Source organism: Rhizobium sp. 57MFTsu3.2, assembly GCF_012932765.1.
Lineage (GTDB): Bacteria > Pseudomonadota > Alphaproteobacteria > Rhizobiales > Rhizobiaceae > Rhizobium > Rhizobium altiplani.
In genome coordinates this window covers 125,632-140,719 of sequence record NZ_JDWI01000013.1, presented here as the reverse complement: position 1 = coordinate 140,719, position 15,088 = coordinate 125,632, and the positions used below count along the sequence as shown (strand labels likewise).

At 60.2% G+C, this 15,088-nt stretch carries 12 protein-coding genes; 1 reads left to right on the top strand and 11 read right to left on the bottom strand.

What is annotated here, in order from left to right; translation table 11 throughout:
- Position 1 precedes the first annotated feature (1 nt).
- Both AF71_RS15930 and AF71_RS15925 read right to left on the bottom strand, forming a co-directional pair.
- On the bottom strand, positions 2-499 hold the full coding sequence (locus AF71_RS15930) for an NUDIX domain-containing protein (RefSeq protein WP_169682054.1): 498 nt from the start codon (positions 497-499) through the stop codon (positions 2-4).
- 72 nt (positions 500-571) lie between these two features.
- A complete protein-coding gene (locus AF71_RS15925) occupies positions 572-1,258 on the bottom strand; it encodes a VOC family protein (protein ID WP_169682053.1) in 687 nt (228 codons plus the stop codon).
- Between the two features lie 284 nt (positions 1,259-1,542).
- On the opposite strand from AF71_RS15925, the gene AF71_RS15920 reads away from it, so the two are divergent.
- Positions 1,543-1,818, top strand: coding sequence for an AAA family ATPase (locus AF71_RS15920; protein WP_246733677.1), 276 nt, complete (start codon positions 1,543-1,545; stop codon positions 1,816-1,818).
- A 53-nt stretch (positions 1,819-1,871) separates the two neighbouring features.
- Here AF71_RS15920 and AF71_RS15915 read toward each other — a convergent pair whose 3' ends face one another.
- The 9 genes from AF71_RS15915 to mnhG all read right to left on the bottom strand — a co-directional run bounded on the left by AF71_RS15915 (position 1,872) and on the right by mnhG (position 15,086).
- On the bottom strand, positions 1,872-4,958 hold the full coding sequence (locus AF71_RS15915) for an efflux RND transporter permease subunit (protein WP_169682052.1): 3,087 nt from the start codon (positions 4,956-4,958) through the stop codon (positions 1,872-1,874).
- A complete protein-coding gene (locus AF71_RS15910; RefSeq protein ID WP_169682051.1) occupies positions 4,955-6,055 on the bottom strand; it encodes an efflux RND transporter periplasmic adaptor subunit in 1,101 nt (366 codons plus the stop codon). The genes AF71_RS15915 and AF71_RS15910 overlap by 4 nt, the downstream gene beginning before the upstream one ends.
- Positions 6,056-6,150: 95 nt before the next feature.
- Entirely contained in the window at positions 6,151-7,395 is a 1,245-nt protein-coding gene (arcA, locus tag AF71_RS15905) for an arginine deiminase (RefSeq protein WP_018856278.1), read from the bottom strand.
- A 19-nt stretch (positions 7,396-7,414) separates the two neighbouring features.
- Positions 7,415-8,848 (bottom strand): basic amino acid/polyamine antiporter, encoded by a 1,434-nt coding sequence (locus AF71_RS15900; protein ID WP_018856277.1) that lies wholly within the window; start codon positions 8,846-8,848, stop codon positions 7,415-7,417.
- Positions 8,849-9,036: 188 nt separating this feature from the next.
- The gene (locus AF71_RS15895) at positions 9,037-10,467 is read right to left on the bottom strand and encodes a basic amino acid/polyamine antiporter (RefSeq protein ID WP_169682050.1); all 1,431 of its coding nucleotides are present in this window, start codon (positions 10,465-10,467) and stop codon (positions 9,037-9,039) included.
- A gap of 138 nt (positions 10,468-10,605) precedes the next feature.
- Positions 10,606-13,692: a proton-conducting transporter membrane subunit gene (locus tag AF71_RS15890; protein WP_169682049.1), complete on the bottom strand. Its 3,087-nt coding sequence runs from the start codon at positions 13,690-13,692 to the stop codon at positions 10,606-10,608.
- Positions 13,686-14,054, bottom strand: a complete 369-nt coding sequence (locus AF71_RS15885; protein ID WP_169682048.1) for a cation:proton antiporter subunit C — start codon at positions 14,052-14,054, stop codon at positions 13,686-13,688. The genes AF71_RS15890 and AF71_RS15885 overlap by 7 nt, the downstream gene beginning before the upstream one ends.
- A gap of 10 nt (positions 14,055-14,064) precedes the next feature.
- Entirely contained in the window at positions 14,065-14,748 is a 684-nt protein-coding gene (mbhE, locus tag AF71_RS15880) for a hydrogen gas-evolving membrane-bound hydrogenase subunit E (RefSeq protein ID WP_169682047.1), read from the bottom strand.
- Positions 14,745-15,086, bottom strand: coding sequence for a monovalent cation/H(+) antiporter subunit G (gene mnhG, locus AF71_RS15875; protein ID WP_169682046.1), 342 nt, complete (start codon positions 15,084-15,086; stop codon positions 14,745-14,747). Before mnhG ends, mbhE begins: the two co-directional genes overlap by 4 nt.
- Positions 15,087-15,088: the final 2 nt, after the last annotated feature.

Below are 15,088 nucleotides of genomic sequence, written 5' to 3'. Positions count from 1 at the left end.
ATCAGGCCACTGATCTTGCGCTAGCTTTCCACTTCCGACCCAACTTTAGGATCAACCCCTTCAGCTCTGGCTCTTGCACCAAGACGGCTGCTTCTCGCGGATGTCTCCAAATCAAATCGCGCTGGTCTTGCTCTGGAAACTTTAAGCGCTCCCGCCTGACCTCGAGCAGATAAACGCCGACGATCGAAGTTACGTGCTCGTTGTCCTTCAGGTACTTCGTATACGTGTAATGACCGAAGGTCTTCTTCCTGATCTTTCCCCGGACGCCGGCCTCTTCCCACGCTTCCCGCTCTGCGGCCTGGTACGCTTTCAAATTAGCGCACGGCCATCCCTTGGGAATGGTCCACCGCTTTGTTTGGCGGGTCGTGATCAGAAGTATGTCGATACCGCGGAGAGATTTCCGATAGCAAAGCGCCCCGACCTGCTCCGCCAGGTCGCCTGCAAAAACCCTGTGCGTGTAAGGCGTCAGCTTCGAGAAATGTCGATCCGGCTGGTCCATCGCGCGAACATGGAGCGAAGGCCGATACGCGGCAAGGCTTTCGAGTAAGTGGCCTCGCCCCTGCGGCCATGGCTAGGTAGGCAACGGCTCTCCCGTTTGTTCCTTTACCATGTATTCCGCATACCAGATTGGCCAACCTTCATCGTGTTGCCCGGTCAGTTTCTCGTGTTCACCATGGGCCTCTGACGCGCGCCGCAGCGCGGCCTCGAGTTCGGCGGAAGAAACGAAGGCTGCCCCGCCCGTGTCTATGCGACCCGGCAAGCGGCCGGTGACCTCCTGCAACAACCAGCCGTTCCCATCAGGATCATTGAACGAGGCGTAGGTCCTATAGGTGCGGCGCTCAGGGTCGCGGCCGCTTACTCTCCGGCTCCCGAAAAGGTACGGCTCGTCGGTACCAATCTTTTCTTCGCCTGCATGAAACACTTCGCTGATCCGTACACCGCGCGCCAGAAGTTCCTCGCGCGCCGCGCCGATGTCGGAGACGATCAGATATAGGCCCCGCGCAGAACCGGGCGCAGCCGAAGTGACGTTCTTTCCGAAGATGACCGAGCATCCCGAACCGGGCGGCGTGAACTGGATTACGCGCCACTCGCTACCAGCGGTGAAGTCGCCGTCTAGCCGCCAGCCAAGGCTCGCGTAGAAGCTCTTGGCCCGATCGACGTCGGCTACGGGGATTACGACCACTTCCAGCTTCATGTCGACGCCTCGATCGCGCGTGGGCCGGGGTGAATTTTCGCTGCGAACCTCGGTATTACCCATCTCGAGTCTCCTAGATTGTTTAGCTGCGAGATAAACGGCAGGTGGGGAGCGCTCACGGATGACGCGAGTTATCAAACTCTACAAACCTGCACTACGGCCGACATCAACGCGATTGCCCCTATGGTGCCCCCAGACCCGAAGTCGGATTTTAGTCGGCACGCCTCATCGAGACAACAATCCGGCAGTTGCGAGGATTTGCCGCCCATTTTCGCTGGCGTCTAAACGGAGGTTATGGCTCCGATTTCCTTGCAAGCACCAACGCTGCTTCGATGCCCGCCTCTAGTATGTCCTCAGCCAGAGACATATCCGAAACAGCGCGTGCGGTTTGCAGGGTCATCGTCATCGGCGCGACGAACTATCCGCACTTGATCGACGCCGTATTACTGCGCTCTGGCCGTCTCGAGCGCCATTTCGAAATCGGGCTTCCGGACGAGAAACCACGCGCGGATATCTTCCGGTTCTACCTTCGTGGCCGCCTTTCCGACGAGGAGATCCGGACTGTGGCGTCGGATTCCGAGGCGGGTCTGGCACGGCACTACAACACGAAATGCAACATGTGACATGCCTCGGCAATACTATGGCCCGGCAAACAGTTACGACCCTACAATCTATCCTAGGATGCGGGCTGCGCCACGGCCTCGGCAATCGGAGCGGGTCGTCGTTCCAATTCAGGTGGAATCCGGAACCACAGGACATAAAGCGCCGGAAGGAAGATCAACGTCAGCGCCGCGGCAACGACCAGACCCCCCACCACGGTAAAGGCAAGCGGCGACCAGAACGGATCGCGGATGATCGGCAGCATGCCGAGGATCGTCGAACCGGCGGTCAGGAAAACCGGCCGCAGACGCTGCGCGGTGACGTCGATGACGCCCTGCCAACTCCTGCCTTCCTCCTCCATCCGTCTATCGATCTGGTCGATGAGCACCACCGAGTTTCGGGTGATCATGCCGATGAGAGCGATCATCCCGAGGACGGCGATGAAACCGACTGGCACGCGAGTGATAAGCATGATCAGCACGACGCCAATCAGCCCGAGCGGAACAACGCTGACGACCAGGATAAGGCGCTGCACGCTCTGCAGCTGAAACATCAGGACGATGAGGATGATGACAGCCATGACCGGCAGCATCGCTACGACTGCTGCGAGCCCGTCTTCCGCACCCTCAACGGAGCCACCCACCTCGATCAGATAATTGGGATTGTCGCGAATGAGTGCAGCGATCTGCGGCGTGGCGGCGTCGACGATGTCAGTCGCCAGCACGCCTTTTTCCGCGTCGGCCTGGACGGTGATCGTAGTCGAGCGGTCGTGCCGCCAGATCAACGGCTGCGTTGTCTGGTATTCCACTGTCGCGATGCTTGAAAGCGGCACGGTGTGATTGGGACCGACCGGTATCTGCAGCGAACGCAGCGTATTGATGTCGACGCGTTGATCCTCCGTCGCGCGTGCGACAACGTTGACCAGATAGATGGAATCGCGCACCTGCGTGATCGGCAAGCCCGAGGAGGTCGCAAACAGCGTCTGCGCGATAACGGACGAGTTCAACCCGACCAGCCTGGCGCGGTCTTGGTCGACGTTGATGACGACCTTCCGGATAGGTTCGTTCCAGTCGAGGTGCGGTTGAACAGCGCCTGGGACGGTATGGAGAACGTCAGCAACCTTCCAGGCGAGATCGCGCACACCGACGATATCAGGGCCGCTGACGCGATATTGAACGGGCCAGCCGACTGGTGGGCCCATTTCCAGCGGAGAGACACGGGCGATGATATCTGGGAACTGCTCGTCGAGGAGTTTTTGCAGCCTCTGCTGCAGGGCATCCCGCTGGGAAACGCTCTTGCTGATGACAACTGCCTGCGCGCGGAAGGGGGCCGGCGGATTGAGGTCCATCGAGAGATAGAAGCGGATCGGGTCGGAGCCGACGTAGAAGCTCCAGTTGGCAACCCCTTCGTCGGCGGCGAGGATTTCCTCCACCCGCTTTACCTGGGCGGCAGTCGCCTCTTGCGAGGCATCTTGTGGCAGGACGAGCGACAGAAGCAGTTCCGGACGATCTGACGATGGGAAAAATTGCCGGCGCATATACTGTGAGCCGAAAAGCGACGCGGCAAACAGGGCGACGGTCGCCAGAATGACGAGAACGCGCATGCGGACGCAGGCGCCGAGCAGCCTCTTGAAACCGCGGATAAGCTTGCTCTCGGTCTTTTCGCCGGCTTTCTCGCTCGGCTTCAGGACGGCAAGGCCAACGATCGGCGTCAGAAGCACCGCCACCAGCCAGGACACGATCAGGGAAAAGCCGATCACGAAGAACAGCGAGCGCGCGTATTCGCCCGAGGAACTCTGGGCGAAGCCAACCGGAATGAAGCCTGCAATGGTGACAAGCGTTCCCGCAAGCATCGGAAAGGCGGTGGATGTATAGGCGTACGCTGCCGCCTTCACGCGGTCCATTCCTTCCTCGAGCTTCGCCATGGTGATCTCAACCGTCACCATCGTGTCGTCGATCATCAACGTCAGCGCGATGATCAGCGCACCGAGCGAGACACGCTGCAATGCAATGCCGGTGATGTCCATGAAGAGGAAGGTCAGCGCCATCACCAGCGGGATCGAGACTGCGACGGCAAGGCCCGCTCGCACGCCGAGTGCCAGGAAACTGACACCAAGGACGATGACGACAGCCTGCGCCAGCGAAGTCGTGAAGCCGCGAATGGCGGTTTGCACCACTGTCGGCTGGCTCGCGACCCGCGTCAGATCAATGCCGATCGGCAGATCGTGCTCGAAACGATTCATGACGCTATCGATGTTTCGGCCAAGCTGCAGAATGTCGCCGCCGGAGGCCATCGAGACGGCAAGCCCGATCGCCGGCTTGCCATCGACGCGAAAGCGCGGTTGCGGCGGATCGACGGTGCCGCGCACGATATCGGCGATGTCGCCGAGGCGAACGAAGCCGGAGGCGGTCGGAATATTGAGCTCGCGCAGATCCTTTTCGCTGGCGAGACTGCCCGAAACCTCCAAGACCGTGCGATCGCGCTCGGTCGTCAGCTGGCCGGTGGGAAGAACGGCGTTCTGCGCCTGAATCGTCGAGATCACGCTCGGCATGCTGAGGCCGAGGCTGGCGAGCCGATTGGTCGAGAACTCGATGAAGATCGTCTCGTCCTGCGTGCCAATAAGCTGAACCTTGCCGATATCGTCGAGCTTGAGCAGGCGGTTGCGCGCCTCGTAGACCCAGTCACGCACCTCGCGGTCACCGAAGCCATCAGCAGTGAAACCGTAGATGATGCCAAAGGTATCGCCGAAATCGTCGTTGAAGAACGGCCCGCGGACGCCAGCCGGAAGCGTCGAGACGATGTCGCCGACCCTGGTTCGGGCCTGATACCAGGATTCGCCGACCTGGTCGGGCGGCGTTGCGTCGTCGAGCACCACGTAGATCACTGACTGGCCGGCGCTGGTCAGGCTCCTCAGGTGATCGAGATGCGGCACCTCCTCGAGTGTCCGCTCCAGCCGGTCCGTAATCTGGTCTGTAGTCTGCTCGATGGTGCCACCCGGCCACGCGGCAGACACGATCATCGTCTTGAAGGTGAATTCCGGGTCCTCGTCGCGGCCGAGATTGAAATAGGCGAGAATGCCGCCGACAGCGCTCAGAAATGCGAGGAAGACGATCAGGCTTTTGCGCTGAATGGCCCATTCGGAGAGATTGAATCCTCCGTTCATTGGACGCTTCCTTCAAGCAGGCGAACCGCCATGCCGGGACGCAGCTGCTGGACGCCGGCGACGACGACCTGATCGCCGCTCGACAGCCCCTTGCTCACGAGGAAATCCTGCGTATCGAATCGATGGACCTCTACCGGCACGAGCTTGGTGGTGTTGCTTGCCGGGTCAACCACCCAGACGGCCGGCTGGTTGTTCTGGTTGAACAGCGCCGTCATCGGCAGCCGCGCGACGGGCGCGCCTGCGATCTGGATCGTACCACGCACCGAACTGCCGAAACGGAACTCTTCAGGCGCGTTGTCCAGGCCGACGCGGACGGTGAAATTGCGCGTAACCGGATTGGCGGTCGGCGATATTTCCCTGACGGATCCACTCGCCGTCACATTTGGATTGCTTAACAACCGAACTTCGACGTGGGCATTGCTGTTGGCGGTCTGGATCGTCGCCTCCGGCACCTGGAACACCGCATCCCGCGGACCAACCTGCGCCACGCGGACGACCATCTGACCCCCGCCGACCACCTGGCCCACTTCGCCGCCAATGCCAGTGACGACGCCGGCACCATTGGCTTTCAGCGTACGGTTGTCGAGGTTGGTCTGGGCAATCCGCAACGCCGCCTCAGCGGCATCGACACCGGCCTGGGCAACATTGGCCTGCGCTATGGCCGCGTCTAACTGCTGACGGGTCGACGTCCGCGGGAAGAGTTGCTGCTGGCGATTGCGCTCGATCTCGGCGTTCTGGAAGGTCGACTGCGCGGAAAACAGATTGGCTTCCGCCTTGCGGAGCGCATCCTGGGCATCTTCGGAATCGAGCCGGGCGATCACCATTCCGACCTCCACGCGATCACCGACCTCGACGTCGCGCTCCCGGATTTCCCCGCCCTGGCGGAAGCCGAAGCTGGTCTCGACCCTTGGCTGGATCTCGCCAACCAGGGAGCCGAACGTATCCTCGGGATTGAACGAGACAGCCTGCGTCTTGACTGGCCGCGTCGGCAGCTCTTCCTTTTCCTCGCTTCTCTGGCAGCCGGAAAGGACAAGGGCGGTAAGCCCCGCGTAAACGAAAATCGCTTTGTGTCTCGACATCAAGGAACGCAACGGCATGGCGGCCTCTCACTTCTCGAACACACCCACAAGTTGGCGCGGCTTACACCGCGTCAGCGATCGGTAACCCGGGCGACCGGAGCACGCGTAAAAGGTCAGTAATCGACCGCGTCGCGGATGATCGGGCAGGTCATGCAATGCCCGCCGCCGCGCCCGCGTCCAAGTTCAGCACCGGTAATGGTGATGACTTCGATACCTTCCTTGCGAAGCAGCGTGTTCGTGTAGGTATTGCGGTCATAGGCATAGACGACGCCCGGGGAAGCGCAGACAAGGTTGGCGCCGCTATCCCACTGGGTGCGCTCGCGCATGTAGTCATTGCCCCCGGTCTGGACGACGCGCATCTTCTTCAAGCCGAGGGAGTCGCGGACCGTCTCGACGAAGCTGCCCTTGTCCTTGTGCAGCTCGACGCCGCCTTTGCCGTCCGGGCGGTAGGAGAAGGCATCGATCTTGTCGACGATGTCGGGATAGATCAGGACGCAATCACGGTCGGCGAACGTGAAGACCGTGTCGAGATGCATGGCCGCGCGCAGCTTCGGCATGGCCGCGACAATAACGCGTTCGGCTGCACCCTTTTCGAACAGCGCCTGGGCAACCTGGCTGATCGCCTGGCGCGAGGTCCGCTCGCTCATGCCGATTAGCACGTTGCCTTTGCCGATTGGCATGACGTCGCCGCCCTCGAGCGTGGCAAGCCCCCAATCCTTGGTCGGATCGCCCCACCAGACGTTCACCTTTCCGGCGAAATCCGGATGGAACTTGTAAATGGAGCTGGTGAGGATTGTCTCCTCGTGGCGGGCCGGCCAGTAAAGTGCGTTGAGCGTTACCCCGCCGTAGATCCAGCAGGTGGTGTCGCGGGTGTAGAGCGTGTTCGGTAGCGGCGGCAGCAGGTATTCGTTGACACCCGCCGCGTCGCGTATCAGCGCGAGCTGCTCACCACCGATCGATTCCGGAAATTCAAAGGTCGAGAGGCCGCCGATCAGCGTTTCGGCGAGCTCGCGGTTGGAAAGCCCCTCCAGATAGGAGCGAACCTCGTCAAGCAATCCGAGCCCGATCTGGTTCGGCGCGACCTGGTTATCGAGGATCCACTTCTTCGCTTCCGGGATGGCAACTGTTTCGGCGAGCAGATTGTGCATCTCAACGACTTCGACGCCGCGATCGCGCATCTTCGTCATGAAGTCGAAATGGTCGCGTTTGGCATTGTCGACCCAAAGCACGTCGTCAAAGAGAAGATCGTCGCAATTGCTCGGTGTCAGGCGCTGGTGAGCCCGGCCGGGCGCGCAGACCATCACCTTGCGAAGCTGGCCCACTTCCGAATGCACGCCGAAAGGGATGTCTGATGTCATGACGCTCCTGCCTTTCTGTTCAAGGTGTGATGATGCCCGTCAACAGGCCGTAGGCCCCGATCAGGCCGGCAATCAATGTAACGGCGAAGATGATGAGCTCGGTGGAGGTAAACAGCTGCAATTTCTGCTCACGCCGCGCCCAGACATAAAGAATGGTGCCAGGCACCAGGAGGACGGCGACGAGAAGCACATATTTGAGACCGGCGGCAATGAACATGAAGATCGTGTAGATGACGGCGATCCAGGCGAAAATCTGGTCGCGACCGCGCTCATTGGGCGTCGTTTCATAGCCCACGCCGCTGCGGGCAAGCAAAACGCCGTAGCCGGCGACGAGGAGATAGGGCAGAAGCGAGGTGACGCTCGTCATGTCGAGCATGAAATTGAAGGCGTCGCGTGACCAGTAGGTGGAGATGATGAACAGCGACACGACCAAGTTCGTCAACCACAACGCGTTGGCTGGTACGCGATTGGCATTCTGCGCGGCAAAGAGCCTCGGCATGTCGTCGGACTTGGCCGCGGCGAAGAGCACTTCGGCGCAGATCAGCGACCAGGCGAGATAAGCGCCCAACACCGAGACCAGAACGCCAATCGAGATGAATACGGCGCCCCAGTGCCCGACAACGGCTTCGAGAACCGCGGCCATTGAAGGTTGCTGGACCGCGGCAATCGCCGATTGCGGCATCACCGCATAGGGAAGCATGGTCACCGCCACCATCAGACCGGTGACGCCGACAAAGCCCAGTATGGTTGCGGCGCCGACATCGGAGCGTTTTTCGGCAAAGCGTGAATAGACGCTTGCGCCTTCGATGCCGATGAACACGAACACAGTGATCAACATGGTATCGCGGACCTGCGCGACCAGCGGCTTTGCCGGCATGTCCGCACCGCCAAAGAAGTTCTCGGAGAACTGCGTGTAGTTGAAAAAGAAGATCAGCAGCAGGATGAAGACGAGGATCGGCACGATCTTGGCGACGGTGACGACGGTGTTGATGAACGCTGCCTGCTCCACTCCCTTCAGGATCATGAAATGGAAGGCCCAGACGCCCAGCAGCGACACGATGATCGCAATCGCGCTGCTTCCGTCGCCGAAGATGCCCGGGAAAAAGCGCCCTAGCGTCGACCCGATGAGCACCCAGTAGAAGACGTTGCCGAGGCAACTTCCGAGCCAGTAACCGAAGGCCGAAAGGAAGCCCATGTAGTTGCCGAAACCAGCCTTGGCATAGGCGAACACGCCCGCGTCGATGTCCGGCCGTTTCTCGGCGAGAGCCTGAAACACGCGCGCGAGCATGTACATGCCGGTACCCGCGATTGCCCAGGCGATGATGGCTCCGAAAGGTCCTGTGGCGGCGCCGAAGCGACCCGGCAGGTTGAAAATGCCGGCCCCGACCATGGATCCGACAACCATGCCAGTGAGTGCCAAACGGGAAAATTTCTGCGTGGATTGAGATGCCATGTCGCCCTCTCATGCCAACTGATGTTGCTTTTTAAAGCTTATGCACGTCGTGTAATTATTTGCTCTGGAACGATAATTCGTTTCCCTGCGACTGTGATCCGTATGAAGTACCACGAATATGCGATGCTTGCAATTTTCTGCGACCACTGGCTGTAAATGAGCGACCACTCATCGCGTTGCGCGATCGACTAAATGCTAATACGTCCTGTCGCGATGCCGAGAATCGCGGCAACTGCGCCAACCGCCGCAACCATAAATATGGCGGTCTCTGCCGGAGTAAAGGTGCGCTTATCCTGCTCGCGTCTGGCCATGAAGTAGAGGATGGTTCCAGGTCCATAGATGGCGGCCGACAATAGCAGGTGCTTGGCGCCCGCGGCATAGATCAGCCCGGCGGTATAGAGAAGCGCGATACCGGCCCGCACGAAGTCGCCACGATGACCGGACGAATCCCGCTCGTATGTCTCGCCGGTCCAGGCGAGCTTGAAGCCGTAAGCCGCAACTAAGAGGTACGGGATCAGGATCATCGAGCTCGTCAGCTCCAGCGCCAGGGTGAAGGCGTATTGCGCAAAGAGAGTGAGGATCAGGAACACCTGGACCACAATGTTGGTGAGCCAGAGCGCGTTCGAAGGAACACCGCTTTCGTTCTCTTTGGAAAGAAAGCGCGGCATCGTGTCGAACTTCGATGCCGAATAGAGAATTTCGGCGGCGAGCAGCACCCAAGAAAGGTAGGCGCCGGCGACCGAGATTATCAGAGCGGCGCTGACGAACAGCCGACCCCATGGTCCGACCACCGCTTCGAGCACGCCGGCCATCGAAGGATTCCTGAGCGTTGCGAGATCCGCGCGCGGCATTATCCCGTAGGACAGGAGCGTAATCAGAACCATCAGCGAAAGCACGCCGAGAAAGCCGGTCAGCGTCGCGATACCGACATCGGCACGATTGCGTGCGTAACGCGAATAAACGCTCGCGCCCTCGATACCGACAAAGACGAAGACCGTGACCAGCATCGTCGCGCGCACCTGGCTGGCAATATCGGCGAAGGTCGGGTCACCGCCGCCCCAGAAATTGGCGGCGAACAGGTCGTATCTGAAACCCGCAATCACGAAGACGATGAAGAGCAAGATGGGAACAATCTTCGCAAACGTAACGATCGTGTTGATTACCGCGGCTTCGCGAATGCCGCGCAGGATGACGAAATGCATGCACCAGAGGAGGATCGAAGACGTTGCGACTGCGAGTATCGTGTTGCCATCGCCGAAGATCGGGAAGAACAGCCCAAGTGTCGATTTGATGAGCACAAAATAAGAAACATTGCCCAGGAGCGCCGCCGACCAGTAGCCAAGAGCCGAGAGGAAGCCGAGATAATTGCCGAAGCCGGCCTTGGCATAGGCATAGATGCCTGCGTCGAGATCGGGGCGGCGCCGCGACAGCGATTGGAAGACGAAGGCGAGCATCAGCATGCCGACGCCGGCGATCGTCCAGGCGATGATGGCACCGAACGGTCCGGTTGCGCGGCCGAAGGCCTGTGGCAAGGAAAATATCCCCGCGCCGACCATTGAGCCCACACACATCGCCATCAGGGTCCAAATCGAAAACTTTCCTTCAGAAGGGGAGGTCATGACACAAACCGAGTTGTTGGATGGGTGAAGTTTAGCGCGTCCTTTGACGCAAAGTGCTCAGCAAGAAATCCAGAAACTGCGCCTCCGGTCCCGTTTGCAGGATCACGCACGGGCCGCGCCTGTATTGGATGCCGATAATCAACCACGTACATAGGTCCCGAAAAGGTAAAGGACGATGATGTAACAGAGTATCTGCAGTGAGTAGGTCTGGCCATTGCCGGTATAGGCCTGGCGAACCCACTGCGCCGCTCCAATGACCGCCGCGCTAGTCCCGTTCCAGACGGCCCTGGCTAGGGGTTCGGTGACCGCTGCCAACGCCGGTTTATAAAAGCGATAGAAGGCGTCGATGCCCGTTCTCGAAAAGCGGCCGAGATTGCCCCGGTAAATAAGCCAGGCGACGAGAAAGATCGCAGCCGACAGCATAAGTGCGACCGTCATCGCTGGCAGTGGATTCCAGTGCGCATAAACCTCTTCGAGCGACATTCCCTGCCAGACGAGCCTTGAGGAAAATTGCGGGTCGATTGCTGCCGAAATCGGACCCATCACGAGTTTCGGGAAGAATGAGAGTGCCAGAATGGCGACCGCAAGCAGCGCTTGCGGCGCAAGCAGGCTGATCGGGGCTTCACGCAGATATAGCCGGTCTCCTTTCGGTTGGCTTAGGAAGATCGCGTAGGCGAAGCGGAACATGTAAAGCAGACCGAGCAAGGTCGCAGCCACCCCAAGCGCGGCCAGCCCGTACCACCCACGATCGATCATGGCACTGAGGAGCAGCCATTTGGCGCCGAAGCCGACGAGTGGCGGCAGTCCCGACATTGACAGCAGCGCGACGACGGCAAGCACGAACGTGAGCGGCATTGCCGTCATAAGTCCGCTGATCTCGTCGAAGCGGCGCGTGCCGGTTCGCAAAATGACGGCAGCTGCCACGAGAAAGAGAATGCCCTTGACCATCAGATGGTTGGCGATGAGATACATCGCCGTCACCCAGCCAAGATGGCTCATCATGGCGATGGCCGTCATGATATAGCCGAGCTGGCTCATGCTCGAATAAGCGAGCATGAGCTTTACGTCATCCTGCTTGAGCGCCATCGCTGCACCGCCAAGCGTGGTCAGAAGGCCGATCCAGGCCATCACATGTGCAAGCTCCAACCCCGTGTTTGCCCTTATCGCCAGATAGGTGACAAGAAACAGGCCGACGATCGCGACCTTGCTGACCACGGCCGACAGCATCGCCGACATGTCATCATCGGCTTCCGCATAGGTGCCGGGAAGCCAAACATGCAGGCCGATCGCGCCGGCCTTGATGAGAAAGCCAATCCCCAAGAGGGTGAATGCCATCGACGCCATGCTGGATGAAACGAGCGCGTCCAGGGAGATGGTGCCGCTCTCTGCAGCCGCAAGCCCGAAACCGGAAAGAATGCAGAAGGCCGAAATCAGGGAAAACATCAGGAAGGGCAAGGCATGCGGGTGCGCACTTCGCCCTTGCATGATGAGGAAATAGGTCGACAGTGTGATCAGTTCCCAGTTGAAGAAGAACTCGAGACTGGTGGGCGCCCAAAGCAGTCCGACTATCGCAAGCAGCAGGACCGTCATGAATGGATAGTAGCCGGGACGCTGATCGGTGCGATAAAGCCCCGCCATGGCAACGACGAGCCCGCCCCCAAGCAGAAGGGCGGCGAACAGCTGATTGAGCCCGGACATCAAAGAGACTTGTGCCATGCCGAGAAAGAACACGAGCGCGAGCATCAGCACGCATTTGATCCGGCCGGGAAGCCCGTCCACGCAGAAGACGACAAGACCAGCCAGGAGCGGCAGGAAAAGCTGGAGCGAGGCAACCCCGGCAAGGCGTGATGCGATCCAACCTCCCGCAGTCAGTAACATCACGCAGACAAGCGACGGCGCGAGTGCAGCGATCCTGGGCCAGGCTTCGGCAATCTCGGCCGACGCCCGTGTCGACTGCTTGAACCAGCGAAACATATAGGCAGCTTCGAGAAGCGACCCAGCCAGAATGAGGATCACCCAACCGTAGCGCTCGCCCGCGGCAAGCCGCACCACGAGTTCCCACTTTGCCCAGAAGCCGGGGAAAGGTGGCAGACCGGAGATTGCAACGAGCAACATGGCAAAGACGAGGAGCGTCAGCGGTCGGTTGGCAATGGCAGGCCATGCCGCGGTGCGTGGGAGCCCAACCGCACCGACCAGCCAGAACAGGCCGGCCTTCGCGAAAAGATGGTTGAAGAACAGCCCGCCGACCACAAGCGGCATCGCTGCGTCGGCGTCGAGTTCTCGCAGCAAGGCAAGCGACAGCATCAGCAGGCCCATCTGGGCAATCGACGAATAGCCGAGCAGGCGCTGCACCTTCGTCTGCGGCAGACCGGCGAGATTGGAGAAGAGAAAGGTCAGGCCACCCGCCCAGGCGATGAGGTCGTAATGGGTCGCAAACAGCGGCAACAGCTTGAACAGCGCAAAGAAGACGCCCGCCGACACGCCGCCGGAGATGAGGGCCGCAATCCCGGCGGGCGCGGTTTCGTAAACGTCAAGACCCCAGCCATTGGCGGGGAAGGGTTTCAGTTCGAGTATCAGCGCCGACAGGACAAAGAGAAGCGCCGTCGTGCCGATCGGGCCTGATATCAGCGCCCTGTGTTCGATCATGTCGTCGATGTTGAGGGTTCCGGTGACGTGGTAGAGCAGCACCGCGCCCAACAGGAAGCATGACGAGGCAAGCACCGTCGCCATGATATACTTGAAGCTTGCCGAAAGTGCCGCAGGGCTGCCCTCCATCCCAAGCAGGCCGTAGGTCGCGATCGACATGATTTCCAAAAAGACGAACTGGTTGAACAGATCGCGGGTCATCACCATGCCGTTGATGCCCATGACCAGTATGAGATAGAGCAGCAGTGCCGCATAGGAGTTACGCAGCCGGCCCCACAGCTGCCAGACGCCGAGCATTGCGGCGAGATTTACGCTGACGGCGAAAAACCCCTCCCAAAGCCCGAAGCGCAGATTAATGGAAAAGGGTGGGATCGCTCCGGCGGTATAGATCTCGTTTGTCGAGCCGCCACGGAGTAGCCACCACAATTGGACTACAGAGACCAGCGTCATACCGGCAAGGGCAGCGAAGAAGACGATGGCCGGGAGCGGCTTGGCAATGCGATAGACAAGCGGGATCAGAAAGCCGCCGCCAAGGCCGAGCAGGAAGATCGTCAGCGGTTGCAGCACGCCTCCTACCATTTCGATTCCGTCAGCGCATCGATGGAGAGAGTTTTCCTGGCATCATGGATACGGATCGCAAAGGCGAGCATCACGGCGGTCACGGAAAAGCCGATGACGATCGCCGTGACCACCAGCGCGGCGGGGATGGGATCAACCGAACGCACCGTTGCTTCGGAGATTGAAAGCGCCTTGTCGATGATCGGCGCCGTCCCCCCGGTTACATAGCCTGTCGCGACCATCACCAGATGCAGGCCGGTATTGATCAACGAAAAGCCGATGATGATGCGCAGTATGTTGCGATGGCCAAGCATCCCCCAGAAGCCGATGAGGACGAGCGCGAAGCCCGTGACCATGAGAATGTGCGACACCGGCAGCCCCATGTTTCCTCCTTCAGCTTCTGAAGCGATCGATGACGACGCTGAGCTCCGCCCCTACCTTGATACCCAACAGCGCCGAAATCACCGGGATCGCCCCGGCGCTGGCGAGCGAGCCAAACTCACCCTTGGGCAGGATGTGGCTGTCGAGAAACCCGCCTGCGAACCAGAGCCCGCAAATCCCGAGCAGGACGTAAATGACGCCCGCCAGCGATTCCGTTACGCTTAGAAAGCCTTGATGGAGGCCCGTGCCGGGGCGGGCGAGCACTAGCAGCATCACGCCCGACGCCACCACGGCCCCTCCCTGGAAGCCGCCGCCGGCCGAAAGGTGACCGTTCATGATAACATAGGCGCCGAACAGGAAGATCAGCGGCAGGATGATCTTCGCGCCGTTTTCCACGAGCTCGCTTGGTCGCGGGGCTTCGTTCGTGCGGTCTTGCGCCGGCGATCCGCCAAGCAGGATGCCAACGCTCGCAGCCACCATGAAAAGGACGGCCACTTCGCCGAGTGTATCGAAGCCGCGAAAGGTGATCAGGATGCCGGTGACGACGTTCGCTCCGCCGAGATCCTGTGGCACCGCGGTGAGATAGTGCCGGGCAAGCGGCGAGAGCGTCTGGCGTTCGCTATATCCGCCTGCGACGCCGGCGAAGATTAACGCGAAGACGAGGATGGCAAGAAGGCTGAAGACGCGTTTTGTCATGCCTTGCCCTCCTTGGCCGCCTCATCTGCATCGCGAAGCGCGTCCACAACCGTCGTCTCCGCCATCGGCGTGCGTACTGCATGGGCCGCGCGCGACAGCGCGTGCGACGACAGGGGGTTGGTTATCAGAACGAAAACGGCGACAATCAAGAGCTTGAGCGACCAATCGGGATGGTAGATGCCAAGCCCGGCGACGACAAGAATGTTGCCGAGCGTCGAGGCCTTGGTCCCCGCCTGGATGCGGGTGAAGACATCGGGCATGCGCAAAAGCCCGAGGCCGGCGGAAAAGAGAAAGAACGCGCCGACGAGGATGACGATGCTGCCGACTAGCTCCTGCACAT

Bases quoted from the DNA above. Each gene is read 5' to 3' on its own strand.
- AF71_RS15920 (WP_246733677.1), top strand. From the start codon at position 1,543: ATGTCCTCAGCCAGAGACATATCCGAAACAGCGCGTGCGGTTTGCAGG.
- AF71_RS15930 (WP_169682054.1), bottom strand. From the start codon at position 499: ATGGACCAGCCGGATCGACATTTCTCGAAGCTGACGCCTTACACGCAC.
- AF71_RS15925 (WP_169682053.1), bottom strand. From the start codon at position 1,258: ATGGGTAATACCGAGGTTCGCAGCGAAAATTCACCCCGGCCCACGCGC.
- AF71_RS15915 (WP_169682052.1), bottom strand. From the start codon at position 4,958: ATGAACGGAGGATTCAATCTCTCCGAATGGGCCATTCAGCGCAAAAGC.
- AF71_RS15895 (WP_169682050.1), bottom strand. From the start codon at position 10,467: ATGACCTCCCCTTCTGAAGGAAAGTTTTCGATTTGGACCCTGATGGCG.
- AF71_RS15900 (WP_018856277.1), bottom strand. From the start codon at position 8,848: ATGGCATCTCAATCCACGCAGAAATTTTCCCGTTTGGCACTCACTGGC.
- arcA (WP_018856278.1), bottom strand. From the start codon at position 7,395: ATGACATCAGACATCCCTTTCGGCGTGCATTCGGAAGTGGGCCAGCTT.
- AF71_RS15910 (WP_169682051.1), bottom strand. From the start codon at position 6,055: ATGCCGTTGCGTTCCTTGATGTCGAGACACAAAGCGATTTTCGTTTAC.
- mbhE (WP_169682047.1), bottom strand. From the start codon at position 14,748: ATGACAAAACGCGTCTTCAGCCTTCTTGCCATCCTCGTCTTCGCGTTA.
- AF71_RS15885 (WP_169682048.1), bottom strand. From the start codon at position 14,054: ATGGGGCTGCCGGTGTCGCACATTCTCATGGTCACGGGCTTCGCGCTC.
- AF71_RS15890 (WP_169682049.1), bottom strand. From the start codon at position 13,692: ATGGTAGGAGGCGTGCTGCAACCGCTGACGATCTTCCTGCTCGGCCTT.